This window comes from Pseudochelatococcus sp. (assembly GCF_050946405.1).
Taxonomy (GTDB): domain Bacteria; phylum Pseudomonadota; class Alphaproteobacteria; order Rhizobiales; family Beijerinckiaceae; genus Pseudochelatococcus.
Genome location: NZ_JBMNUS010000009.1, coordinates 65436 through 90327, shown reverse-complemented (window position 1 = coordinate 90327; position 24892 = coordinate 65436). Strand labels below are relative to the sequence as shown.

The 24892-nt window shown below is 66.3% G+C and carries 19 protein-coding genes and 1 riboswitch; all 19 genes read left to right on the top strand.

The genetic code is table 11. The annotated features are described in order from the left end of the window. The first annotated feature begins 101 nt into the window (after positions 1-101). The 19 genes from ACOYJQ_RS14145 (at position 102) to ACOYJQ_RS14055 (ending at position 24850) form a co-directional block, all read left to right on the top strand. Positions 102-1313, top strand: coding sequence for a diaminopropionate ammonia-lyase (locus ACOYJQ_RS14145; protein WP_433459256.1), 1212 nt, complete (start codon positions 102-104; stop codon positions 1311-1313). Positions 1314-1344: 31 nt separating this feature from the next. Beyond that, a complete protein-coding gene (locus ACOYJQ_RS14140; RefSeq protein WP_433459255.1) occupies positions 1345-2520 on the top strand; it encodes a M24 family metallopeptidase in 1176 nt (391 codons plus the stop codon). Positions 2521-2584: 64 nt separating this feature from the next. Then, positions 2585-3439 carry an ABC transporter substrate-binding protein gene (locus ACOYJQ_RS14135; protein WP_433459253.1) on the top strand — a complete coding sequence of 285 codons (855 nt, stop codon included), beginning with the start codon at positions 2585-2587 and terminating at the stop codon, positions 3437-3439. Positions 3440-3495: 56 nt separating this feature from the next. Continuing rightward, positions 3496-4995: an amino acid ABC transporter permease/ATP-binding protein gene (locus tag ACOYJQ_RS14130; RefSeq protein ID WP_433459252.1), complete on the top strand. Its 1500-nt coding sequence runs from the start codon at positions 3496-3498 to the stop codon at positions 4993-4995. Between the two features lie 26 nt (positions 4996-5021). Next, on the top strand, positions 5022-6299 hold the full coding sequence (locus tag ACOYJQ_RS14125) for a Zn-dependent hydrolase (RefSeq protein ID WP_433459251.1): 1278 nt from the start codon (positions 5022-5024) through the stop codon (positions 6297-6299). A 196-nt stretch (positions 6300-6495) separates the two neighbouring features. Continuing rightward, positions 6496-6608, top strand: a riboswitch (guanidine-I (ykkC/yxkD leader). Between the two features lie 73 nt (positions 6609-6681). Further along, on the top strand, positions 6682-7755 hold the full coding sequence (locus ACOYJQ_RS14120; protein WP_433459250.1) for a putative urea ABC transporter substrate-binding protein: 1074 nt from the start codon (positions 6682-6684) through the stop codon (positions 7753-7755). A 115-nt stretch (positions 7756-7870) separates the two neighbouring features. Beyond that, complete coding sequence (locus ACOYJQ_RS14115; protein WP_433459248.1) at positions 7871-8689, top strand: ABC transporter permease; 819 nt, start codon at positions 7871-7873, stop codon at positions 8687-8689. Beyond that, positions 8686-9432: an ABC transporter ATP-binding protein gene (locus ACOYJQ_RS14110; protein WP_433459247.1), complete on the top strand. Its 747-nt coding sequence runs from the start codon at positions 8686-8688 to the stop codon at positions 9430-9432. Before ACOYJQ_RS14115 ends, ACOYJQ_RS14110 begins: the two co-directional genes overlap by 4 nt. Positions 9433-9539: 107 nt before the next feature. After that, positions 9540-10373 (top strand): urea amidolyase associated protein UAAP1, encoded by an 834-nt coding sequence (locus ACOYJQ_RS14105; protein ID WP_433459245.1) that lies wholly within the window; start codon positions 9540-9542, stop codon positions 10371-10373. Between the two features lie 16 nt (positions 10374-10389). Beyond that, positions 10390-11025: an urea amidolyase associated protein UAAP2 gene (locus ACOYJQ_RS14100; protein ID WP_433459244.1), complete on the top strand. Its 636-nt coding sequence runs from the start codon at positions 10390-10392 to the stop codon at positions 11023-11025. A gap of 3 nt (positions 11026-11028) precedes the next feature. Further along, entirely contained in the window at positions 11029-14565 is a 3537-nt protein-coding gene (uca, locus tag ACOYJQ_RS14095) for an urea carboxylase (protein WP_433459242.1), read from the top strand. Next, positions 14565-16367 (top strand): allophanate hydrolase, encoded by a 1803-nt coding sequence (gene atzF, locus ACOYJQ_RS14090; RefSeq protein WP_433459240.1) that lies wholly within the window; start codon positions 14565-14567, stop codon positions 16365-16367. The genes uca and atzF overlap by 1 nt, the downstream gene beginning before the upstream one ends. A 180-nt stretch (positions 16368-16547) precedes the next feature. After that, a complete protein-coding gene (locus ACOYJQ_RS14085; RefSeq protein WP_433459238.1) occupies positions 16548-18350 on the top strand; it encodes a sensor histidine kinase in 1803 nt (600 codons plus the stop codon). Next, positions 18347-19696, top strand: a complete 1350-nt coding sequence (locus ACOYJQ_RS14080) for a sigma-54-dependent transcriptional regulator (RefSeq protein ID WP_433459237.1) — start codon at positions 18347-18349, stop codon at positions 19694-19696. The genes ACOYJQ_RS14085 and ACOYJQ_RS14080 overlap by 4 nt, the downstream gene beginning before the upstream one ends. 208 nt (positions 19697-19904) lie before the next feature. Continuing rightward, complete coding sequence (locus ACOYJQ_RS14075; RefSeq protein ID WP_433459235.1) at positions 19905-20879, top strand: tripartite tricarboxylate transporter substrate-binding protein; 975 nt, start codon at positions 19905-19907, stop codon at positions 20877-20879. Positions 20880-20940: 61 nt separating this feature from the next. Then, complete coding sequence (locus tag ACOYJQ_RS14070; RefSeq protein ID WP_433459374.1) at positions 20941-21402, top strand: tripartite tricarboxylate transporter TctB family protein; 462 nt, start codon at positions 20941-20943, stop codon at positions 21400-21402. Positions 21403-21419: 17 nt separating this feature from the next. After that, positions 21420-22931 (top strand): tripartite tricarboxylate transporter permease, encoded by a 1512-nt coding sequence (locus ACOYJQ_RS14065; protein WP_433459234.1) that lies wholly within the window; start codon positions 21420-21422, stop codon positions 22929-22931. A gap of 70 nt (positions 22932-23001) precedes the next feature. Then, positions 23002-23967 carry a Bug family tripartite tricarboxylate transporter substrate binding protein gene (locus ACOYJQ_RS14060; protein ID WP_433459233.1) on the top strand — a complete coding sequence of 322 codons (966 nt, stop codon included), beginning with the start codon at positions 23002-23004 and terminating at the stop codon, positions 23965-23967. A 229-nt stretch (positions 23968-24196) separates the two neighbouring features. Next, positions 24197-24850 carry a hydrolase gene (locus ACOYJQ_RS14055; RefSeq protein WP_433459232.1) on the top strand — a complete coding sequence of 218 codons (654 nt, stop codon included), beginning with the start codon at positions 24197-24199 and terminating at the stop codon, positions 24848-24850. Positions 24851-24892 lie beyond the last annotated feature (42 nt).

Sequence of the window (24892 nt, the reverse complement as noted above, 5' to 3'; positions counted from 1 at the left end):
CAGGCCCGATGATGCAATTTTCTTGCAATAGAATACCGAAATGAGCGCCATAATAACAGTCACAGCGTGATATTCTTTCATAATATGGAGAGAGGAACGCCATGCAATTCATCCTGAACCCCCTGCCCGGCTTCGGGCGGCCTTTATCGGAACACGAAAGGGCGACCGTCGGAAAGGCGGCGCCGGAGAAGGTGCGTCCATTTCTGGTTTTATGGGGCGGCGCCCCGGAAACGCCTCTCGTGGCACTGCCGGAAATCGCCGACGCCATCGGCATCCGCAGCTTGACGATAAAGGACGAGGGGCATCGGCTCGGGCAGGGAAGCTTCAAGTCTCTGGGCGGCGCCTACGCGGTCATGGTGCTGTTCAGGCGCCTGCTCGAGAAGCATCTCGGCCAGGAGGTGCGCGTGGCTCAACTCGTGTCGCCCGTCGCACGGGAATTCGCCCGCACGGTGACGGTATGCTGCGCGACGGACGGCAACCACGGCAAGTCCGTGGCGGCCGGCGCGCGCCTTCTCAATTGCCGGTCGGTGATCTTCATTCATGCCGGCGTGACGCCGTCGCGCGCCGAGGCCATCGGCGCGGATGAAATCATCCGCATCGACGGTTCCTACGATGCATCGGTGGATGAGGCCAGGCGGGTGGCGGCGGAGCGAGGCTGGCTGCTGGTAGCCGACACGTCATGGCCCGGATACGAGGAAATCCCCGGCCTCGTGGCGCAGGGCTACACGATCCTCGCCCATGAGGCGCTGGATCAGGCCGCCGCGCAGGGGCACGGCGCCCCGACCCATGTCTTCCTGCAAGCCGGCGTCGGCGGCTTCGCCGCCAGCATCGCCGCCTATCTCACCGACCGCGCCGGCGCGGACAAGCCGCGCATCGTCATCGTCGAGCCGTCGCGGGCGGCCTGCATTTACGAGAGCACCAGAGCCGGCAAGCTCGTCAGCGTCACGCCTGCCGAGCCCACGCTCATGGCCATGCTGGAATGCTACACTCCCTCGCTCACGGCGTGGCGGATACTGGAGAAGGTGGCAGACGCCTTCATCACGGTCGAGGAGGAAGATGCCGAGGATGCGATGCGGCGCCTGGCGAGCCGCCCCGTAGCGCCGATCGTTGCCGGCGAGAGCGGCGCGGCGGGGCTCGCCGGGCTTCTGGCCGCCGCCGCCGACGAGCCCCTGCGCGCGGCCCTGCAACTCGGTCCCGACAGCCGGGTGCTGGTGATCAACACGGAGGCCGCGACGGACCCGTTTTCCTATACCCGCATCGTCGGGCGTGCGCCGGAGGCGGTGGCGGCCGGCGGGCATGCGGCGCATGCGTGACAGACAAATTCAGAACAAGGAGATCCGGAGAGTGACTACAGCAACGATCCCCCCGAAGAGAGGCTTCAGCCCGGCCGAGTTCGAGCAGCGCGTCGCGCGGGCGCAGCAGATCATGCATCGGCACCGGCTGGACGCGGTTTTCGTCACCACGCCGCCGAACGTGCGCTACTTCACGGGTTTCGACTCCCAGTTCTGGGAGAGCCCCACCCGTCCATGGTTCGTCGTCGTCCCGCTGGAGGGGCGCCCCATCGCCGTCATCCCCGAAATCGGCGCGCCGGAGATGGCGCGGACGTGGGTCGCGGATATACGGACCTGGCCCGCGCCGGTGCCTGCCGACGACGGCCTGTCGCTCCTGCGTTCCGCGCTCCAATCCCTGCCCGCGCGGTTCGGCAGGGTCGGCGCGGAACTCGGCCGGGAGATGACGCTGCGCATGCCGGTCATCGACTTCCTCGCCCTGCGCGACGGACTGGGCAGCGAGATCGTCGACGGCTCTCCCGCGATCTGGGAGATGCGCCTCATCAAGACCGATGCCGAAATCGCCCACATCGCCTATATTTGCGGCATCGCCAGCGATGCCTACGAAGCCCTGACCGGCCAGCTTTCCATCGGAGAGAACGAGCGCGAGGCGGTGCGCAAGCTGCGCATCGACATCGCCCGCCGCGGCGCGGACGCCACTCCCTTCATGCCGGGCATCTCCGGGCCGGGCGGCGTGCCGCAGATCGTGTGCGGCCCGCATGACCGGACGCTGGAGGAAGGCGATATCCTGTTCATCGACACGGGCTCCACCTATGACGGCTATTTCTGCGACTTCGACCGCAACTACGCCATCGGCCGCATTGGCGACGAGGCGGCGCGTGTCCACGAGGCGTTGTGGCTGGCGACCGAGGCGGGTATCGCGGCCGCCGTGCCGGGCGCGACCACGGACGACATATGGCGGGCGATGAACGGGATCATCGAAAACGCGGGAGCGATCGGCAACAACGTCGGACGCCTCGGCCACGGTCTGGGCCTGCAACTGACCGAGCCGCCGTCGCACCGGCCCGGTGACGGCACGGTTATTGCGGAAAACATGGTGCTGACAATCGAGCCGGGCATGGAATACGCGCCGGGCAAGATGATCGTCCACGAGGAGAATATCGTCGTCACCGCCGACGGCCCGCGCCTGCTCACGACGCGCGCTCCCCGGGAAATGCCCGTCATCCGCTGACATCGAGGATTTCTGCCGCGAGGTCCGGCTCTCCCGGGCCTCGCCAATACCAAGGGGAACTACAATGAATGCATCATTCCGGTATTCCGTGAGCGCCGTCAGGCGTCTCGCCCTGTCTGCGCTTTTGGCGCTCCTCCCGCTCGGCGTCGCGGTGCCGGCCGGCGCAAGCGAACTCAAGACGATCGAGAAGGGAACGCTGCTCATCGGCTCGGATCAGGTCTATCCGCCCTACGACTATGTAGAAGACGGCGTGACGAAAGGTCTCGACGCCGACGTCATGGCCCTCATCGCGCCGAAGCTCGGCGTGAAGGTGCGCTTCATCGACACGCGCTTCGCCAATCTCATCGCCGGCCTTCAGGCCAACCGCTACGACCTCATCGCCTCCGCGCTTTATGTCACCCCCGCCCGCGCCAGGGTGGTCGACTACGTTCCCTACGCCAAGACCGGCGGCTCGCTGATCGTGCGCAGCGGGGACGATTTCGCGCCGAAAAAGCCGGAAGATCTTTGCGGCAAGCGTGTCGGCAACCTCAAGGGCGCGGCGTGGGTGCCGGCGTTGCAGAAGACCTCCGATGCCGGTTGCGCATCCGGCCCGATCAACATCCGTGAGTTCGCCACCTCCGCGGAAGCGGCGCAGGCGCTGCTGTCACGCGGCGTCGACGTGGTCTTCGACGACGCGGGCGTGTCGCAGGCGGCCGTCGCCGCGTCCGGCAACCGCCTGAAGATCACTTCCGAGGAAATCCTGTTTCCGGTCGTGATCGGCATCGCCGTGAAGAAAGGCAACGCCGCGCTTCTGAGCGCCATCGGCGAACAGCTCGACGCGCTCGTCAAGTCTGGCGAATACGGCGAGTTGCTGAAGAAATACAACCTCGACATGCCGACCGCCGACGAGTTCAAGGCGGCTCTCTCCGAATCCAACTGAGTGCGACGGCCGGTCAAGCGCCGGCTGCCGTTTTTCCCGGAAAGGAGGGCACGACCTTGGACTTTGACTGGCATTATACATTGAGCCTTCTCTGGAGCGGCGATTTCTGGTGGGCGACGCTGACGGTGGTCGAGTTGAGCATCCTGAGCTGGGTGCTCAGCGTGGTGCTCGGTTTCTTCGTGGCCCTGGCGCGCCAGTCCCGCAATGTTGTCGCGAGCCGCGTCGCCGCGGCCTATATCTGGTTTTTCCGCAGCCTTCCCCTGCTGGTTCTGCTGATCTTCGTCTATAATCTGCCGCAGGCCTTTCCCGCCTCGGGCATGCTGCTTTCCCAGCCCTTCATCGCGGGTCTCATCGCGCTCGTGCTGAGCGAAACCGCCTATATCGCCGAGATTCATCGCGGAGCGCTGCTGGCGATCAACAAGGGGCAGTACGAGGCCGGCCATGTGCTCGGCCTGTCGAAGGTCGCGCTTCAGCGCCAGATCGTGATTCCGCAGGCCCTGCGCGTCGCGCTGCCGGCGCTCGGCAACGAATACATCTCCATCGTCAAGCTCACCTCTCTGGTCTCGGTCATTTCCCTTGCCGAGATCCTGCTCGTCGGCCAGCGTTACTACACGCAGAACTTCAAGGTGATGGAGACGATGCTGGCCGTCGCCTTCTACTACGTGTTCGTCGTCACGGTCTTCGATGCGCTGCTGAAGAGTATCGAGAAGCGCCTCGACTACGCGACGAAGCAAACCGCCCTGTCCGACACCGGCATACCCGCCGTCACCCGCCGCGAGGAACCGCGGCCCGGCGCGACGGGCGCGGCCCCCGCGATAAGGCTGGAGAAGGGCGGCAAACATTTCGGCGCGATGGAAGTGTTCAGCGATCTGAATCTCGCGGTGCGGCCCGGCGAGGTCGTGTCGATCATCGGCCCTTCGGGCTCGGGCAAGACCACCCTGATCCGGTGCCTGAACGGCCTCGAACCGCTCGACAAGGGCATCGTCCACATCAACGGCAAGCCGGTGCTGGCCGGAAGGGAGCAGGTGCGGGACGCGCCGAGGCGCAACGAGCGGGACGCGCTTCTCGACATCGGCATGGTGTTCCAGAACTTCAATCTGTTTCCTCACAGGACGGTTCTGGAAAACGTCATGCTCGGCCCGCTCTATCATCGGCGCGGCTCGCGCGAGGAGATCCGGGACCGGGCGCGGGTGATCCTCGCGCAGGTGGGCATGCTCGTGCACGAGCACAAATATCCGCATCAACTCTCCGGCGGGCAGCAGCAGCGCGTGGCGATAGCACGCGCGCTGGCGATGGAGCCGTCCATTCTTCTTTTCGACGAGCCGACGTCGGCCCTCGATCCGGAAACGGTGGGAGAGGTGCTGCGCATCATCGCCGATCTCGCCCGGTCGGGCCGCACCATGATCATCGTCACGCATGAGATGAAGTTCGCCCTCGATGTCTCCGATCGGGTGATCTTCATGGAAAAAGGGCGTGTCCAGTTCGACGACACGCCGCAGGCGATGCGCGAACGCCTGCTGCAAGGCGATCGCCTCGCCGAGTTCGTCCGCCTCTGATGCATATGAAGCAGGCAGGTATCCAGATGCAGGTTATTTCGATAAACCCGGATCGTCTCCTCACCGACATCCGCACGCTCGGCGCCATCGGCCGCGACGAGGGCGGACGGCTGACGCGCCTGGCGGCAACGGACGCCGACAGGCGCGGCCGCGACACGTTCGTACAATGGTCCCGCGCCGCCGGCCTCGACGTGCGGATCGACAGCGTCGGCAACATCTTCGCGATCTGGGCCGGCCGGAACGGGCTCGACCGGAACCCGCTGCTGATCGGCTCCCATATCGATACGGTGATCGACGCGGGCGTGCTCGACGGCTGCTACGGCGTGCTGGCCGGGCTGGAGGTGATCCGCACGCTCAGGGAAAGGATCGCGGAACCGGCGCGCCCCGTCATCGTCGCCGCCTTCACCAACGAGGAAGGCGTCCGCTTCGCGCCCGACATGATGGGGTCGGCGGTCTTCGCCGGCGCGCTATCGGCCGGGGAGGCCCTCGCCGCGACCGGAACCGACGGCGCCGTGCTCGGAGAGGAACTGGCGCGCATCGGCTATGCAGGCACGGAGACACCGGGCTTCTTCCGGCCGGAAGCCTATCTGGAGCTTCACATCGAGCAGGGGCCGGTGCTTGAGCGCGAGGCCGCGGAGATCGGCGTGGTCGAGGACCTGCAAGGGATTTCCTGGCAGCGCATCGTGATCACGGGAGAGGCCAACCATGCCGGCACGACCCCGATGTCGATGCGCCGCGACGCCGGCCATGCGGCGGCCCGCGTCATCGGCTTCCTGCATGATCTGGCCCGCGCGGCGTCGCCGCCGCTGGTGGCCACCGTCGGCTGTCTCGGCCTTTCTCCCGGCGCGATCAATGTGGTGCCGGGAAAGGCGACTTTGACGGTGGACATGCGAAGCCCGGACGCCCGCCGGCTTGGCGAGGGCGAGGCGGCTCTGGCGACCTTTCTCGGCGATCTGGCGGAAGCGGGCCGGTTCGCGATATCGACGACCCGGCTCGCGCGAACCGAGCCGGTGCGTTTCGACGCGCGGCTCGCGAAGATCGTCGAGGAATCCGCGCGGGATCTCGGCCTGTCGTCGCGGCGGATGACCTCCGGCGCGGGGCACGATGCGCAGATGCTGTCCGCGATAGCGCCCTCGGTGATGATCTTCGTCCCGAGTATCGGCGGCATCAGCCACAACCCGCGCGAGGACACGCGCGAGCAGGATCTGGTGTCGGGCGCCAACGTGCTGCTCAGGACAGCGGAACGGCTCCTTCAAAATGGCGTGCAAACGTCCGGTCCAGAGAAGCCGCCATCGTTACCATGAAAGAGCGCACCGCGATCCGTCGCACGGAAGGCGATCGGATCGATCGGCGAGACTGCGAATATTCGAGACTGCCGATGTTTTGATCATCGTTCATGTTTTTTGAGCAGCTCTTGAACATTCCGTTTTCACGTCAGAGCGTGCCGGGCAATGGAAACCGTCGATTTCAACCTGGCACGTCGCTTGCATTAGCAGGTGCAGAGTTGGCCGCTAGGGTTCCGGTACGCAAGGCGCGTATGTCTGGTCCGAGAGCAGCCACCGGACGGGGAGAAATTCCGTTCGGATGCACGGCGGGACAAAAGCCCGGGAGACCTCGTTAGCCAAGGGATTGGCGGCGTTGGTCTGTGCCGATCCCTTTTTGAAGAGAAGCAAAAAGGGAATGCCAATGCGGATTGTCAAGAAGATCCTCTCCGTCACCGCCCTCACCGCCTCGCTGGCCCTGTCGACCGCGTTCGATGCCGCAGCCGCGCCGAAGAGGGATTTCAAGGTCGCCTGGTCGATCTATGTCGGCTGGATGCCGTGGGGCTACGCGAACGACCACGGCATCGTCAGGAAATGGGCCGACAAATACGGCATCAACATCGAGGTCACCCGGTTCAACGACTATGTCGAGTCCATGAACCAGTACACGGCAGGCGCTTATGACGCGGTGACGCTGACCAACATGGACGGCCTGTCCATTCCCGCCGCAGGCGGCGTCGATACGACCGCCGTCATCGTCGGCGATTTTTCCAACGGCAACGACGCCGTCATTCTCAAGGGCAAGACTACAATCGAGGACATCAAGGGCGGGAACGTCAATCTCGTCGAGTTCTCCGTCTCCCACTACCTGCTCGCCCGCGCGCTGGAAAGCATCGGCTCCACGGAACGCGAGGTGAGGGTCGTCAACACCTCGGACGCCGATATCGTCGCCGCCTACCAGACGCCGGACGTCACCGCCGTCGTAACCTGGAACCCGCTGGTTTCCACCATTCTCCGGACGCCGGCGGCGACAAGGGTTTTCGACAGCGCCGACATTCCCGGCGAGATCATCGACCTGCTGGTCGCCAACACCGACGTGCTGAAGGACAACCCGGATTTCGGCAAGGCGCTCGCCGGCATCTGGTACGAGACCGTAGCGCTCGTCGCCGCCGACACGGCGGAGGGCAAGGCCGCGCGCGAGGCCATGGGCGCGGCCTCCGGCACCGATCTCGCGGGTTACGACGCCCAGCTCGCCGCCACCAGGCTTTTCGACAAGCCGGCGGACGCCGTCGCCTTCACCGCGTCGCCGAACCTGCAAAAGACCATGGATCTCGTCCGCAACTTCCTGTTCGAGAAGGGCCTTCTCGGCAGCGGCGCGCCCTCGGCCGATGCCGTCGGGATCGCGTTCCCGGACGGCACGATCCATGGCGACAAGGGCAACGTGAAGTTCCGCTTCACCACCGAGTACATGGACGCCGCCGCGAAAGGCGCGCTCTGACGGGGCGCGTTCCGAGCCTCCCGCAGCAGCGCATGCGCGCCGCCGCCTTCCCGATGATACCGCCGCCGGGCGGAGAAACCCGGCGCCCCGCCCACCGTCATCCTGGAGCCATCCCATGCGCTGGATCAACACGCGACCGTCCAACGGCACTCGCCTCGTTCTCGCGGCCCTGCCGTTTGCGGTCGTGCTGATCGCCTACGCGATTGGCTCGGCCGCGCGGCTTGCCGAGAACGCCAATGACAAGCTTCTGCCAGGCTTCGCGAGCATCGCCGATGCGGTCCGCCGTCTCGCCTTCGTCGCGGATGTCCGTACCGGCGACATCATTCTCTGGTCGGACACGCTGGCAAGTCTTGTCCGCCTGTTCTCGGGACTGGGTATCGCGGCGGTCGTCGCGCTCGCCATCGGCATGCTGGTCGGCATGCTGCCTTATGCGCGCGCGCTTCTGTCGCCGTTCGTCGCCGCGATTTCGATGGTCCCGCCGCTGGCCCTGCTGCCCATCCTGTTCATCGTGCTCGGGCTCGGGGAGGTCTCCAAGATAGCGCTCATCGTCATCGGCGTCGCGCCCGTCATGATCCGCGATCTGTCGCTCATTGCCGTCGGCCTGCCGAGGGAGCAGATCATCAAGGCGGAGACGCTCGGGGCCTCGTCGTGGCAGATCGGTCTGCGCGTGGTGCTGCCGCAGGTTCTGCCGCGCCTTCTCACCTGTCTGCGGCTGCAACTGGGGCCGGCCTGGCTGTTTCTCATCGCGGCGGAAGCCATTTCGTCGGATTCCGGCCTCGGCTACCGCATTTTCCTCGTGCGCCGCTATCTGGCGATGGATGTGATCTTCCCTTATGTCGTCTGGATCACGCTCATCGCCGTCCTGACCGACTGGCTGCTCGAAAAGCTCCGTCTTTCCGCCTTCCCCTGGTCCGCGTCGGAGAGGCAGGCATGAGCGTGCTCAAGATCAACAATGTCTGGAAGGAATACGGCGACCAGATCGTGCTGGAGAACGTGTCCCTGGACATCGAGGAGCGCGCCTTCGTCGCTCTCGTCGGTCCCTCCGGCTGCGGCAAGACCACGTTCCTGCGCATGCTTCTGGGACAGGAGCGGCCCACGCGCGGCGCCATCCTGCTCGACGGCCGGCCGCTGCCGGCGGAACCCGGCCCCGATCGCGGCGTCGTGTTCCAGAAATATTCGGTGTTCCCGCATCTGACCGTGCTCGGCAACGTGCTGCTCGGCAAGGAACTTCAGGCGTCGCCGGTCACTGGCAGGCTCTTCGGCGCCCCGCGCGGGGCAGCCGTCGCCGAAGCCCGCGCCATGATCGCCGAAGTCGGGCTGTCCGGCTCGGAAGACAAGTATCCGGCCCAGCTCTCCGGCGGCATGCAGCAGCGTCTGGCGCTGGCGCAGGCGCTCATCCTGCGGCCGAAGGTGCTGTTGCTCGACGAGCCGTTCGGCGCGCTCGATCCCGGCATCCGCCGGGAAATCCACCAGTTGATGATACGGCTGTGGAACGAGACGCCGATGACCGTCGTGATGGTCACGCACGACATGCGCGAGGCGTTCACCCTCGCCACCCGCGTCATCGCCTTCGAGCGCCCGCGCGACCGGCCCGAGGAAAAGCTGCGCTACGGCGCGACGATCACCCGCGACATTCCGATCTGGCCGCCGCGCCGGCCCGGCCTCGCCACGGCCTGACGGCTCCCGCTTCCCTCCGCGAGGGGAGCATCCCCGCCCGCCGGGACGACCCGGCAGAGGGCCGACATTTCCGGGACGACCCGGCCCCGATCGCCATGGAGCGCTCAATGCATCAGACACGTTCCCTGCACCAGAGACGTTCACCCGAAGAGATCGCCGCCAATCGCGCGCGTTACGAGGACCATCAGAGAAAGGGGCTGGAATTCGCCCCGAAGTCCTTGTCCGGTTTCAGCCCCTTGCCCGAGCCCGCCCCCGACGGGGCGCCGGTTCTGCACCGGGAGATCATTCCCGGCGGCTGGTACTGGTCGACGAAGGTCCGCAGCGGCGAAACCCTGCGCATCAGCCTCACCCACGGTTTCTCCTCCGTCGCGCTCGTCGCCTGGAACGCCGCCGACACATCCGAGCGCATGAACCTGCCGGACACGGTGAAGATGCAATGGACGACCGCTCTCTCCAGGGGCCGCGTCATCTTCTCCGACATGGGCCGCGTGATGTTCGCGATCACGGAGGATTCGTCGGGCGCGCACGATTGCCTGCTCGGCGGCTCGACGGAAGCGACGAACGCGCGCTACGAGGGCGTGCGGCTGCGCGATACCCGCGACAATCTCGTCAAGCTCGCCATGAAGGCCGGCCTCGACCGCCGCGACATTCCGGCCCTGCTCACGCTGTTCGCGCCGGTGCGTGTCGACGCGGACGGCCGCTTCTTCTGGAACGCGGCGCTTCTCAACGGTGCGGACTACGTTGCGCTGCGTGCCGAGATGGACATGATCGTCGGCTTCTCCAACTGCCCGCATCCGCTCGACCCGAACCCCGTCTACGCGCCGAACCCGGTCACGGTGACGCGCCTCGCCGCGCATCCCGCCGCCGCGGACGACCTGTGCCGCACCGCGACCGCCGAAGCCGTTCGCGGCTTCGAGAACAACACCCTCGCAAACCTCTGAGCCGGGAGAGACGAAAGTGACCGACTTCACTCGCACATTCGAAAATGCGGCGGCGGATCATTACGTCCCGGCCGAAAAGCCTTTCTCCGCCGTCGTCCGCAAGGGGCAGACGGTGCGCATCGAGGATACATACGGCCAGCAGGCGGTCGACACGCTGTTCTACAACGCCGACGACCATGCCGAGCGCTATTCCAACCAGGAGACGATGCGCGCGCAGAACGGCGCCTATATCTCCACCGGCTCGCGGATCATGTCGAGCGAGGGCCGCGTCATGCTCACGGTGACGGCGGATTCGTGCGGCCGCCACGACACTTCCGCCGGCGCATGCTCCTGCGAGAGCAACACGGTGCGCTTCGGTCACGGAACGAAATACCTGCATGCCTGCCGCGACAATTTCGTTGCGGAAGTGTCGAAATACGGCATGGGCAAGCGCGATATCGTTCCGAACATCAATTTCTTCATGAACGTGCCGATCTCGCCCAACGGCGGGATGACCATCGTCGACGGCATTTCCGCGCCCGGCGACTACGTGGAACTGAAGGCCGGGATGGACGTGCTGCTCGTCATCTCCAACTGCCCGCAGATCAACAACCCCTGCAACGGCTTCGACCCGACGCCGATCCGCGTGCTGGTGTGGAACGAGGAAGATTGAGCGATGTTCAGCAAGGTTCTCATCGCCAATCGCGGCGAAATCGCCGTCCGCGTCATCAACACGCTTCGCAGGATGGGCATCGCCTCAATCGCCGTCCATTCCGACGCCGACCGCTTCGCCAGGGCGACGCTTATGGCCGACGAGGCCGTGCGGCTCGGCCCGGCCCCGGCGGCCGAAAGTTACCTGAACATCGCGGCCGTGGTCGCCGCCTGCAAGGCGACGGGCGCGCAGGCCGTGCATCCCGGCTACGGCTTCCTGTCGGAAAACATCGGCTTCGCCGAAAGGCTGAAGGCCGAAGGCATCGCCTTCATCGGTCCGACACCGGAAAATATCGCCGCCTTCGGCCTGAAGCACACCGCCCGGGAACTGGCGAGGACGAGCGGCGTGCCGCTGCTTCCGGGCTCCGGCCTTCTGGCGACGGCGGACGAGGCGCTCGCCGCCGGCGAGACGGTCGGTTATCCCGTGATGCTGAAATCCACGGCCGGCGGCGGCGGCATCGGCATGCAGCTCTGCACCGACCCCGCCGCGCTCAAGGCTGCGTTCGAGAGCGTGCAGCGCACCGCGAAGGCGAGCTTCGGCGACGCCCGCGTCTATCTCGAACGCTTCGTGGCCAAAGCCCGCCACGTCGAGGTACAGATATTCGGCGACGGCAAGGGCCGCGTCGTCGCGCTCGGCGAACGCGACTGCTCGCTCCAGCGCCGCAACCAGAAGGTGATCGAGGAAACCCCTGCCCCCGGCCTGCCGGATACCGTGCGCGGGCGCCTGCACGCGGCGGCGGTCGCGCTGGGCGAACGGGTGAGCTACGAATCCGCCGGCACCGTCGAGTTCATCTACGATCCGGCGCGCGAGGAATTCTACTTCCTCGAGGTCAACACCCGCCTTCAGGTCGAGCATCCGGTGACGGAAGCCGTGTTCGGCATCGACCTCGTGGAATGGATGATCCGCCAGGCCGCCGGCGAGGATGTGCTCACCGGCAAGGAGAACCTGCGGCCGAGGGGCGCCGCCATCGAGGCGCGCGTCTATGCGGAAATGCCGCATGCGGATTTCCGCCCCAGCGCCGGCCTGCTCACCGAGGTCGTCTTCCCGCAGGCCGCCCGCGTCGACGGCTGGATAGAGACCGGGACCGAAGTGACGCCCTATTACGACCCGATGCTCGCCAAGGTGATCGTCGGCGGCGAGAGCCGCGCGGCCGCCATCGCCGCGCTGGAAAACGCGCTCGCGGATACGTCGATTGCGGGCATCGAAACCAATCTCGAATACCTCAAGGCCATCGCCGCCTCGGACCTGTTCAGGCGCGGCGATGTCGCCACGACGGCGCTGAAGGATTTTGCCTTCGTGCCGGATGTGATCGAGGTGATCGCCCCCGGCGCGCAGTCGAGCCTTCAGGAGCTGCCGGGCCGGCTCGGCCTGTGGCATGTCGGCGTGCCGCCGAGCGGGCCGATGGACGAGCGCTCCTTCCGTCACGCCAACCGCCTCGTCGGCAACCATGACCATACGGCGGCGCTGGAACTCACCGTTTCCGGCCCGGTGCTGAAATTCTTCTCGGACGCCACCGTGGCGCTCGCCGGTGCCGAAATGCCGATGACGCTCGACGGGGAAGCCGTTCGGCACGATGCGGCGATTGCGGTGAAGGCGGGGCAGACGCTCTCCATCGGCCCGATCGAAGGCCCCGGCCAGCGCGCCTATCTGGCGGTTGCCGGCGGTTTCGACGCGCCGGTCGTGCTCGGCTCGCGCGCCACCTTCGGGCTCGGCCAATTCGGCGGCAACGCCACCGGCGCCTTGCGCGCCGGCCACGTCTTGCGGCTGGCCCGCGCCGCGCAGCACGACGTGAAGCCCGCGAGCGAGCCGGCCGCGTTGACCCGCGCATGGTCGGTCGGCGTGGTCTACGGTCCGCACGGAGCGCCGGATTTCTTCCTGGAGGACGATATCGAGACGCTGTTCGCCACCGACTACGAGGTGCATTTCAACTCGGCCCGCACGGGTGTGCGCCTCATCGGCCCCGCGCCGACATGGGCGCGGCAGGACGGCGGCGAGGCGGGGCTTCATCCCTCCAACCTCCACGACAACGCCTATGCCGTCGGCGCGATCGATTTCACCGGCGACATGCCGATCATCCTCGGCCCGGACGGCCCCTCGCTCGGCGGCTTCGTCTGCCCGGCGGTCATCGCGGCGGCGGAACAATGGAAGATGGGCCAGTTCAAGCCCGGAGACAGGATCCGCTTCCACGCGGTGGCCCGCGCGCAGGATCCCGTGGCCGGCCCGGCGGTGGGGCGCGCCGGCGCGGATGCCGGCTCGCCGATCCTCGCAAGGCGCGAGGGCAAGGAGGTCGAGGTCGCGTATCGCCGCCAGGGCGACGACAACCTGCTCGTCGAATACGGCCCGATGCAGCTCGACGTCGGCCTGCGGCTGCGCATCCACCTGCTGATGCAGGCGGTGCGGCAGGCCGGAATCCCCGGCCTTATCGATCTCACCCCCGGCATCCGCTCGCTTCAGATCCATTACGACGGATCGAGCCTCGCCCGCGGCCGCCTGCTCGGCCTGCTCTCGGACATCGAGGACGGCCTGCCCCCGGTGCAGGCGGTGAAGGTGCCCAGCCGCACCGTCTGGCTGCCGCTGTCCTGGAACGACCCGGACGCCGCGCTCGCCATGCGGAAATATCAGGAACTGGTGCGCCCCAATGCGCCCTGGTGCCCCTCCAACATCGAGTTCATCCGCCGCATCAACGGCCTTGCCGACGAACAGGCGGTCAAGGACACGATCTTCGACGCGTCCTACCTCGTCATGGGCCTCGGCGACGTCTATCTCGGCGCCCCCGTCGCCACGCCGCTCGACCCGCGTCACCGGCTCGTCACCACCAAGTACAATCCGGCGCGCACCTGGACGCCGGAAAACGCGGTCGGCATCGGCGGCGCCTACATGTGCATCTACGGCATGGAGGGGCCGGGCGGCTACCAGCTCTTCGGCCGCACCATCCAGATGTGGAACACCTGGCGGCGGACGCCGGTCTTCGGTGCGAACAAGCCGTGGCTGCTCGATTTCTTCGATCAGGTCCGCTTCTTCCCCGTCTCGCACGCGGAGCTGGCCGAGGCGCGCGCGGCTTTCCCGCACGGGGCCTATCCGCTGCGGATCGAGGAAGGCGCGTTCTCCTACGCCGCCTACGAGGCCGAGATGGCGCGCAATGCCGAAACGATCGGCGTGTTCAAGGCCCGCCAGCAGGCGGCCTTCGAGGACGAGCGCCGGCGCTGGAAGGAGCAGGGGCTCGACAGCTTCGTCACCGACGAGGACGGCGGCCCCGGTCTCGGCGGCGACATTCCCGCGGGCTGCTTCGGCATCGAGAGCGCCGTTCCCGGCAATGTCTGGAAAATACTGGTCGAGGAAGGCCAGAAGGTCGAAGCCGGCACGGCGCTCGCCATCATCGAATCCATGAAGATGGAAATCACCGTCGCCGCCCACGCCTCCGGCCGCGTCCGCGACCTGCGCGCCGGGCCGGGCCGCAACGTCAAGGCCGGCGACGTGCTGTTCGTTCTGGAGGATCTGTAATGCTGCCCGCGTTTCTCGATCTCGCCTCGCTGAAGTCCGCCTATGCCGGCGGCATGACGCCGCTCGACCTCGTTGACGAGGTTCTTGCCCGCATGGATGCCTGCGACGACCCGGCCGTCTTCATCACCAGGACGCCGGCCGACGATCTGCGCGCCGCCGCCCGCGCGCTTCTCGCCCGCGCCCCGCAACCGGACAGCCTGCCGCTCTGGGGCGTTCCCTTCGCCGTCAAGGACAACATCGACGTCGCCGGCCTGCCGACCACCGCCGCCTGCCCGGCCTTCGCCTACCGCCCGGAAAGGGATGCGGCCGTCGTCGCACGGCTGAAGGCCGCCGGCGCGCTCGTCATCGGCAAGACCAACCTCGATCAGTTCGCCACCGGCCTCAACGGCACGCGCTCGCCCTACGGCGCACCGCGCTCCGTGTTCGACAGGGCCTATATCTCGGGCGGCTCGTCCTCGGGCTCGGCCGTCGCGGTGGCGTCGGGGCTGGCGAGCTTCGCGCTCGGCACCGACACGGCGGGATCGGGCCGCGTGCCCGCCGCCTTCAACAACCTCGTCGGCATCAAGCCGACGCCGGGGCTGGTGCCCAACACGGGCGTCGTGCCGGCCTGCCGCTCCGTGGATGTGGTCACGGTCTTCGCCGGCACGGTCGGCGACGGCGTGGCGATCCGCAAGGTGATGGAAGGATACGACGCCGCCGATCCGTTCTCGAAAAAGGCAAAGCCCGTTTCCCTGCCCGGCTCCGGGCTCAGGATCGGCGTGCTCGACGGCGCGGAACGCGAATTTCATGGCGATGCCGCCTGCGAGGCGCTTTATGCCGCCGCTATCGAGCGGGCGAAATCGCTCGGGGCGGAGATCGTGCCCTTCGACTACGCCCCGTTCCGCGAGGCCGCCGGACTGCTCTACAACGGGCCGTGGGTGGCGGAACGTCTGGCCGCCGTGAAGGATTTCTTCGCCTCCAACGCCGGTGATGTCGATCCGACCGTGCGCGCCATCATCGCGGGAGCAAGTGCTTATGACGCCGTGGACGCCTTCGAGGGTCTCTACGAACTGGAGGCGCTTCGCCAGAGGACGCTCACCGAGTGGGAAAAGCTCGACCTCCTGATGCTGCCGACCGCGCCGACCATCTACACGGTCGAGGAGATGCTCGCGGATCCCGTTGCGAGGAACAGCCGCCTCGGACGCTACACCAATTTCGCCAATCTGTTCGGTTATGCGGCGATCGCCGTTCCGGCGGGTTTCGATCCGCGAGGGCACCTGCCTTCGGGCGTTACGCTGTTCGGCCCGCCCTTCTCGGACGACGCGCTGGCGCCTTTCGCCGACGCCATGCACCGGGCGCTCGGCGGGGGCATGGGCAGGGATCGCGCGGCGGCGCTGCCGGAGGCCTCACACGTCGCCGAAGCCGATGACGGACTGGTGCCGATCGTCGTGGTGGGAGCGCACCTCACCGGCATGCCGCTCAACCGTGAACTGACCGGCGCCAGCGGCCGGCTGGCAAGGCGCTGCCGCACGGCCGGGGATTACCGTCTCTTCGTGCTGCCGGACACCGCGCCGCCGAAACCGGGCCTGATACGCGAACCGGGATTCGCCGGCGGCGGACTGGAGGTCGAGGTGTGGAGGGTGCCTCCGGCGGCCTTCGGGCGTTTCGTGCAGAACATCCCCGCGCCGCTTGGCATCGGCAAGGTGACGCTGGACGACGGCAGCCAGGTTTCGGGCTTCCTGTGCGAGCCCTATGCGCTTCGGGGCGCGCGGGAGATCACCGGTCTCGGCGGCTGGCGGGCTTATGCGGCAAGTTCGGCGTGAGCTGTCGGGGCGGGTTGGCCTGCGCGGGCCGGACCGGCGCGTCGGCGTTGCGCCATACGGCGCAAGCTGCCATAGTCCACGACTTGAGGGTTAAAGCGTTTTCAAGCGAAGCGGATAGCGCTGCGGGAAGAAATGGAACTCGCCACGTCGCGACACTCCGGGCGACTTGGCCGGAAGCTGATGTCGGCTTTCGTGCTGGCATCACTTGCGCTGACGGTCTGGATCTGCGGCAGGTTTGCGTTTCGGCACTATATGTCCGTCGGCTATACGCACGCGGAAACGGTGCTGCGTCTGACGGTAAACGCGCTGGATGCCGATCTGGCGCGTTATGAGGTCGTGCCGGATCTGATCGCCGATCTGGACCTGATCCGACAACTGATCGAAAATCCCGGCGACATGTCGCTGCGCGACCAAACCAACCGCTGGCTGGAGCGGCAGAACGAGGTCGTGCAATCGTCGGACATCTATCTGATCCTGTCGGACGGCGAGACGATCGCGGCCTCGAATTATCGCAAGGAGCGGAGCTTCATCGGCGAGAACTTCAGCTATCGTCCGTACTGGATCGATGCGATGAACGGCGTTCCGGCGCGGTTTTACGGTGTGGGCACAACCTCGGGCGTCAGGGGCTATTACTTCTCGGCCCCGGTGCGCGACCGCGCGGGCCGGATCGGCGGCGTCGTGGCGGTGAAGGCCGACGTGGACCGGATCGAGGCCGCCTGGCAGGGCGATGAGCACAAGGTTCTGGTCTCGGATTCGGAGGGCGTCATCTTCCTGTCGACGGAGCGGGACTGGCTTTACCACAGTCTGAACCCGCTCACACCCGACCGGATGCGCCATACCGCGGAATCGCGCCGTTATGCCGGAACGTCGTTGGACGAATTGCAGCTCCGACGTCTCGACCAGCACGGCGTATCCGTCTTGCGCATGCCCGGGCCGGGGGGCGAAAACGATATGCGCGATTACATCGCCGCCGAGCATGAAATGGGCGATGCGGGATGGACGGTGCATGTGCTGCTGGACAGCGCGGGTCTGAAAGCCGGGGCGCGGTTGGCGGTGGCCAGCGTGATGTTGCTGTTGATCGTGACGCTGATCGGCGCGCTCTTCGTGCTGCAACGGCGCGCACGGATAGCGGAAAGGCTTGCCATGCAGCAATTCCACACCGACGAACTCGAGCGCAGGGTGGCCGAGCGCACCGTCGATCTGGCCCGCGTGAACGCGCTTCTGGAAGAGGAAGTGGTCGAACGTCGCATCACCGAGGCGCAGTTGCGTGCCGCGCAGGCGAGTCTTGTGCAGGCCGGCAAGCTGGCCGCGCTCGGACAGATGTCCGCGGCCCTCTCCCATGAAATCAACCAGCCGCTGGCGGCGGCGCGGAATTATGCCGACAGCGCCGCGATCCTGATCGAACGGGGCGAATACGCGCGTGCGCGCGGCAACATCGCGCAGATTTTGACCTTGGTGGATCGCATGGCGGCGATCGGCAAGCATCTGCGGCAGGCCGCGCGGGACCCCGGCGATCAGGTGGGCGCGGTCGACCTGAATGCGCTTCTGCACGAGACGCCGATGATCGTCGGCCCGCGCCTGATGCGCAGCGGCGCGACGCTGGAAGTGGACGTGCCCGCCGACCTGCCGCCGCTGCGCGGAGAGCCGACGCGGCTACAGCAAGTGCTGATCAATCTGATCTCGAACGCGGCCGACGCAGTCGAGGGTGTGGGCGACCGGCGCATCACCCTGACGGCGCAGAACGAAGGCGGCGACGTGGCGATCCGGGTGCGCGACCGCGGCCCCGGCGTGCCGGATGCAATCGCGGACAGGATCTTCGATCCCTTCTTCACCACCAAGGGCCTGGGCGCCGGGCTGGGTCTGGGGCTTTCGATCACCTCGAACATCATTCGCGATTTCCGGGGTGAGATTTCGTGCCGCAACATGGCGCCCGGCGCGGAATTTCTCGTCCGCCTGCCGCTCGCCGTTCCGGCTTCGCCATGACGAAGGCACGGGTTCTGCTGATCGACGACGACGATCAGATGCGCTCATCGACGGCGCAGGCACTCGAACTGTCGGGGTTCGAGGTCGAGGCGCTGGCCGCGGGCGAGGAAGCGCTGGCGCTGGCGGCGCCCTCGTTCGCCGGGGCCGTGCTCAGCGACATCCGCATGCCCGGCATGGACGGAATGACCCTGCTGGGCCGGCTGCACGAGGTCGACGCGGAAATCCCGGTGATCCTCGTCACAGGCCATGCGGAAGTGCAGTTGGCCGTGCAGGCGATGCGCAGCGGCGCCTACGATTTCATTGAAAAACCTTTCGTCGTCCACGACCTGGCCAAGGTGCTGCGCCGCGCGATCGAGCATCGCGGCCTGGTGCTGGAGAACCGCCGCCTGCGCGCCGTCGCGGGCAAGCGCGACGACATGGAGGCGCGGCTGCCGGGGCGCACGCTGGTGATGGTCGATCTGCGCTATCGTCTTCGCGCGATCGGGGCTTCGGACGCCGATACGCTGATCGTCGGCCCCACCGGCGCCGGCAAGGAAGTGGCGGCCCGCGCCCTGCACGACATGTCGGCGCGCGCGGGCAAGCCGTTCGTCGCCATCAACTGCGCCGCCCTGCCCGAGGCGCTGATCGAAAGCGAGCTGTTCGGACACGAGGCCGGCGCTTTCCCCGCGGCGCTGCGGCCGCGCTACGGCAAGTTCGAACATGCGCGCGGGGGCACCGTCCTGCTGGACGAGATCGGTTCCATGCCGCTGGAATTACAGGCGAAATTGCTGCGCGTCCTGCACGAGCGGGTCATCACGCGCCTGGGCTCGAACGATCCGGTGCCGCTGGACGTGCGCTTCATCGCCACGTCCAAGACCGACCTGAAAGACGCGGTGGAAAACGGCACCTTCCGGGAGGACCTCTACTGGCGGCTGAACGTCGCCATGCTTCAGGTGCCGCCGCTGTCGGCCCGGCGCGAGGATATTCCGTTGCTGTTCCTGCATCTTGTCCGTGAATCCGCCACGCGTCACAAGCTGCCGGAACGGGAGGTCCCGCCGGCCTATCTGACCGCTCTGGCCGGGCGCGACTGGCCGGGCAACGTGCGCGAACTGCGGAACCTGTCGGAACGCTTCGTTCTGGGCCTCGAAGGAACCGACCTGGGCGATCCGGCCGGCACGCGACTGGCGGACCGGGTGGCGGAATTCGAGCGCAGCCTGATTTCCGGCGCGATCGCCGCACATGGCGGAAGGCTGAAGCCCGTCTATGAAATGCTGGGTATTTCCCGCAAGACTTTGTACGAAAAGATGCAGAAGCACGGCATCGACCGTCGCCTGATCGTGGACCGCACCGACGAAATCGATGCGTGAGACGCCTTGATGGGTGGAGGTCCACCCATCACTTTGAAGATATGTTTCGGTTTCCCCCCATCCCGCGCCGACAACGGTCCGATTCCGCGCATTTTCATGGCGAGGGCCATTTGCCGGCGGGGCGATGAAGACAATGATGGCTCAGGCCGCGCGAACGAATGACGCGGCACAGGCAAAATGGCCTGGAAAAATAGTCTGGGAGGAGCACATGTCCTTGTCGAAATGCATCGGCGCAGCTTTCGCCGCGCTCGTTCTTTCCGCGCCTGCCTTCGCGCAGGATTATCCCGCACGCCAGATCACCATGGTCGTCCCGTTCTCCGCCGGCGGCCCCACCGACACCGTGGCGCGCATGGTGGCCGACAAGATGTCGACGGAACTGGGCCGGCAGATCATCGTGGAGAACATCGGCGGCGCCGGCGGCACGCTGGGCGCCGCCCGCGTCGCCAAGGCCGAGGCCGATGGCTATACGGTGCTGCTGCATCATATCGGCATGGCGACTTCGGCGACGCTGTATCGCAATCTGGCCTATGACACGCTGAACGCTTTCGAATACGTCGGGCTGGTGACGGAAGTGCCGATGGTCATGGTGGCGCGCAAGGATTTCGAGCCGACCGATTTCGCCGGCTTCATAAACTATGTCAAAGGGAACGCCGATCGGATCACCATGGCCAATGCCGGTATCGGCGCCGCGTCGCATCTATGCGGCATGCTGTTCATGTCGGCGATCGAAACGCCGCTGGTGACGGTCCCGTACAAGGGCACGGGCCCCGCGATGACCGACCTTCTGGGCGGCCAGGTCGATATCATGTGCGACCAGACGACCAACACCGCGCAGCAGATCAAGGGCGGCACGATCAAGGCCTATGTGACGACCACGCCCGAACGGCTGGATGTCTTCCCGGACCTGCCGACGGCGGGCGAGGCGGGCCTGCCGGGCTTCGAAGTCTCGATCTGGCACGGCATCTATTCGCCCAAGGGCACGCCGGCCGAAATCAACGAGCGTCTGTCGCAGGCGTTGAAATTCGCCCTCGCCGACAAGGACGTGATCAAGTCCATGGCCGATCTGGGCACCGAGCCCTCCCCCGCCGGGGATGCGACTCCGGCCGCCTTGCAGGCAAAGCTGCAATCCGAGATCGAGCGCTGGAAGCCCGTGATAGAAGCCGCCGGCATCTACGCCGACTGACGTTGAAACCTTGCCCGACGCCGAGGGCCTCGGGCACTTTCAAACTTTGTCCGGGGGCTTCATGTCGACGCGCGCAACCGACAATACCAACCTGGCCGCGGGTATCCTGCTCATCCTGACGGCATTGTTTTTCGGCTGGCAAACAACCGGTCTTGCGATCGGAACCTCACTTCGTATGGGGCCGGGCTACTTCCCCATGATCCTGTCGGGGCTGCTGTTCATCATCGGCGTGATCATCCTGATCGGGGCGTTCCGCAAGGAGGGCGAGCCGTTCGGCAAGATCGCATGGCGCGGCATTCTGCTGATCCTGCCCGCACCGGTGTTTTTCGGCCTGACGGTGCGCGGCCTCGGCTTCGTGCCGTCGCTGTTCTTCACGGCGCTGATCGCCTCGCAAGCCTCGGTCCGCATGAAGCCGCTTCCCGCGCTGATCCTCGCCGGGCTGGTCACGATCTTCTCGACGCTGATCTTCAGCTACGCCCTTGGCCTGCCGTTCCGCCGGTTCGGACCCTGGTGGCCGTTCTGAGCGAGCCGGAGGAATAAATGGACCTGCTTTCCAACCTCGCGATGGGCTTTTCGGTCGCCTCGTCGTTGTCGAACCTTCTCTTCTGCCTGATCGGAGTCATCCTGGGCACGCTGATCGGCGTGCTGCCGGGAATCGGCGCAACCGCAACCATCGCCATGCTGCTGCCGATCACGTTCCAGCTGGAGCCCGTCTCTTCGCTGATCATGCTGGCGGGAATCTATTACGGCGCGCAGTATGGCGGTTCCACCACGGCCATTCTGATCAACATGCCGGGCGAGAGCTCATCGGCGGTCACGGCCATCGACGGCTACCAGATGGCGCGCAAGGGACGCGCGGGCGCCGCGCTGGCGATCGCGGCTCTGGGCTCGTTCTTCGCCGGCACCGTCTCGACCTTCCTCGTCGCGCTCTTCGCGCCGCCGCTGACGACGATAGCGCTGAAATTCGGCGCGGCCGAATATTTCAGCCTGATGGTGCTGGGCCTCGTCATGTCCGTGGTGCTGGCCCACGGATCGATCCTCAAGGCTCTCGCCATGGTCATCCTGGGCCTGCTTCTGGGGATCGTCGGCACGGACATCTATACCGGCACGCCGCGCTTCACGCTCGGCATCACCGAATACGCGGACGGCCTGAACTTCGTGGCGCTGGCCGTCGGCGTCTTCGGCATCGCCGAGATCCTGCGCAATCTCGAGGACGAGCACGGCGAGCGTCAAGTGATGACGGCGAACATCCGCAACCTGTGGCCGACGCGGGACGATTTCCGCGCCATGGCCGGTCCTGTCCTGCGCGGCACGGGTCTCGGCTCGGTCCTCGGCATCCTGCCGGGCGGCGGCGCGATCCTCGCATCCTTCGCGTCCTATACCGTCGAGAAGAAAATCTCGAAGACCCCGCAGGAATTCGGCAAAGGGGCCATCGCCGGCGTCGCGGGCCCGGAAAGCGCCAACAATGCGGGCGCGCAGACGAGTTTCATCCCGCTGCTGACGCTGGGCATCCCGGCCAATCCGGTCATGGCGCTGATGATCGGCGCGATGATCATCCAGGGCATCGTGCCCGGTCCGAATGTCGTCTCCGAGCAGCCCGCGCTCTTCTGGGGCATCATCGCCTCGATGTGGATCGGCAACCTCATGCTGGTCATCCTGAATCTGCCGATGATCGGATTGTGGGTGCGCCTGCTGTCGGTGCCTTATTACATCCTGTTTCCGATCATCATGGCGATGTGCTCGATCGGCGTTTACTCGGTGTCGTCGAACACGTTCGATCTCTATGCCGTCGCCTTCTTCGGCCTTCTCGGCTACGTCATGTCCAAGTTGCGGTTCGAGCCCGCGCCGTTGCTGCTGGGTTTCGTCCTCGGCCCGCTGCTGGAAGAGAACCTGCGCCGCGCGATGATCCTGTCGCGGGGCGATCCCATGACTTTCATCACGCGGCCGATCAGCCTCACTTTGCTCGTGATCGCGTTTGCCGTGCTGGTGCTGGTGTTCCTGCCCTCGGTCCGCAAGAACCGCGACGAGGTCTTCGCCGAAAGCGAGGGCTGAGCAGGGCCCCGAACCCGGGCGGCGGCAGGCGCCGCCGTCATCCACAAATAAAGACAGGGAGGGACAGACAATGCGTTTTTCGATCGCACGCCGTGTCGCCATGGGCCTTGCGCTTGCGCTCGGCATGACCGGGACGGCAATGGCGGAATTCCCCGAACGCCAGATCACGCTGGTGATCCCGTTCGCGGCCGGCGGCTCCACCGACGTCGTGGGCCGGATCGTCGCCGACAAGATGAGCGCGGCGCTGGGCCGGCAGGTCATCGTGCAGAACGTCGGCGGCGCGGGCGGCAGCCTCGGCGCGCAGCAGGTGGCCAAGGCCGATGCCGACGGCTACACGATCCTGATGGGCACGGTCGCCACCCACGCGCTGAACCCGCTCATCCTGAAGCAGAAGCCGTATGACCCCGTCGACGACTTCGCCCCCGTCTCGCTTCTGGTGCTCGTGCCGAACGTGCTGGCGGTAAACCCGGAACTGTCGGTCGACACCGTGCAGGAACTGATCGATTTATCGAAGACGCAACCGCTGGCCTATGCCTCGTCCGGCAACGGCACACCGCTGCACCTCTCGGGCGCGCTGTTCAACGCGATGGCGGGCACCGATCTCACCCACATTCCCTACAAGGGCTCGGGTCCGGCGCTGACCGACGTGCTGGGCAATCAGGTTCCGGTGATCTTCGACAACCTGCCCTCGGCCTCCGGCCACATCAGCAGCGGCAAGCTGCGGGCCCTCGGCGTGACGACGGCCAAACGCGCCGCGTCCTTCCCCGACATCCCGGCCATCGCCGAGACCCTGCCGGGATACGAAACCTATACCTGGAACGCGCTGTTCGCCCCGGCGGGCACTCCGCCCGACGTCGTCGCGAAGCTGAACGAAGCCGCGCGGGAGGCCATGAAAGACCCCGCCGTCGTCAAGCGGATGGCCGACTTCTCGGCCGAGATCGTGGCCTCGACGCCCGAGGCGCTCGGCGAGCACGTGAAAGCCGAAATGGTCAAATGGGAACCCGTGGTGGCAGGGGCGAACGTGACGCTGGATTGATTCCGCGCCCCCGGATCGGGCGGAAATGCATTGCGGAGCGCCGCTTCGGCAAGCTCCGCAATTGCCCGATGGGTCATTCAGCGTTCCACCTCGCGCGACACAGCTTGGCGCGAAGGGGCGCTACCACGCCATCAATGGAAATGACAATGTTCCCTCCAGGCGGCGTCGAAAGCGATGCGGGCCTTCAAGCGACCCAATCCCATTCACGACGGCTACAGAGGATGTATTCATGACCTTTCGTAACGGCCTTGCTTCGCTTCTTCGTCCCGAAGACTCGGTACTCGTTCTGATCGACCACCAGCCATACCAGCTTGCGAACCTGAACAGCCACGATCCTCATATCGTGGTCAACAATTCGACGGCGCTGGCAAAGGCCGCCAGGGTCTTCGGCGTCCCCACGATCCTGACGAGCGTGATCGCCGATCGCGGCGGCCTCATCTTTCCGCAGATCACCGACGTGTTCCCCGGCCAGGAAGTGATTGACCGCACGTTCATCAACACCTGGGAAGACCGGAAAGTTGTCGACGCGGTGAAGGCGACGGGCCGGAAGCAACTGATCATCGCCGGTCTGTGGACCGAAATCTGCGTCGCGATGCCGGCGATCCAGGCCGCCGGCGAAGGCTGGGATGTGACGGTCATCACCGACGCGTCGGGCGCGGTTTCGGTCGAGGCCCATGAGGTCGCGATCCAGCGCATGATCGCGGCGGGCGTTAACATGATGACATGGCTGGCGCTGGCAGCCGAGTGGCAGCGCGACTGGGCGCGGGCGGAAACCGCCATCGCGCTGAACGACGTGATCATTCAGCACGCTGCCGGAAGCGGCATCGCGTTCCTGTGGGAGCAACAGTTGCTCAACACGCCGGTGCCGGCCAAAGCAGGCTGATCCGGGCGGGATGACGAGAATCCCGACCGACGCGTCGGAACA

Bases quoted from the DNA above. Each gene is read 5' to 3' on its own strand.
- ACOYJQ_RS14065 (WP_433459234.1), top strand. From the start codon at position 21,420: ATGGACCTGCTTTCCAACCTCGCGATGGGCTTTTCGGTCGCCTCGTCG.
- uca (WP_433459242.1), top strand. From the start codon at position 11,029: ATGTTCAGCAAGGTTCTCATCGCCAATCGCGGCGAAATCGCCGTCCGC.
- ACOYJQ_RS14120 (WP_433459250.1), top strand. From the start codon at position 6,682: ATGCGGATTGTCAAGAAGATCCTCTCCGTCACCGCCCTCACCGCCTCG.
- ACOYJQ_RS14145 (WP_433459256.1), top strand. From the start codon at position 102: ATGCAATTCATCCTGAACCCCCTGCCCGGCTTCGGGCGGCCTTTATCG.
- ACOYJQ_RS14075 (WP_433459235.1), top strand. From the start codon at position 19,905: ATGTCCTTGTCGAAATGCATCGGCGCAGCTTTCGCCGCGCTCGTTCTT.
- ACOYJQ_RS14125 (WP_433459251.1), top strand. From the start codon at position 5,022: ATGCAGGTTATTTCGATAAACCCGGATCGTCTCCTCACCGACATCCGC.
- ACOYJQ_RS14110 (WP_433459247.1), top strand. From the start codon at position 8,686: ATGAGCGTGCTCAAGATCAACAATGTCTGGAAGGAATACGGCGACCAG.
- ACOYJQ_RS14060 (WP_433459233.1), top strand. From the start codon at position 23,002: ATGCGTTTTTCGATCGCACGCCGTGTCGCCATGGGCCTTGCGCTTGCG.
- ACOYJQ_RS14070 (WP_433459374.1), top strand. From the start codon at position 20,941: ATGTCGACGCGCGCAACCGACAATACCAACCTGGCCGCGGGTATCCTG.
- ACOYJQ_RS14115 (WP_433459248.1), top strand. From the start codon at position 7,871: ATGCGCTGGATCAACACGCGACCGTCCAACGGCACTCGCCTCGTTCTC.
- ACOYJQ_RS14055 (WP_433459232.1), top strand. From the start codon at position 24,197: ATGACCTTTCGTAACGGCCTTGCTTCGCTTCTTCGTCCCGAAGACTCG.
- ACOYJQ_RS14080 (WP_433459237.1), top strand. From the start codon at position 18,347: ATGACGAAGGCACGGGTTCTGCTGATCGACGACGACGATCAGATGCGC.
- ACOYJQ_RS14085 (WP_433459238.1), top strand. From the start codon at position 16,548: ATGTCGGCTTTCGTGCTGGCATCACTTGCGCTGACGGTCTGGATCTGC.
- ACOYJQ_RS14135 (WP_433459253.1), top strand. From the start codon at position 2,585: ATGAATGCATCATTCCGGTATTCCGTGAGCGCCGTCAGGCGTCTCGCC.
- ACOYJQ_RS14105 (WP_433459245.1), top strand. From the start codon at position 9,540: ATGCATCAGACACGTTCCCTGCACCAGAGACGTTCACCCGAAGAGATC.
- atzF (WP_433459240.1), top strand. From the start codon at position 14,565: ATGCTGCCCGCGTTTCTCGATCTCGCCTCGCTGAAGTCCGCCTATGCC.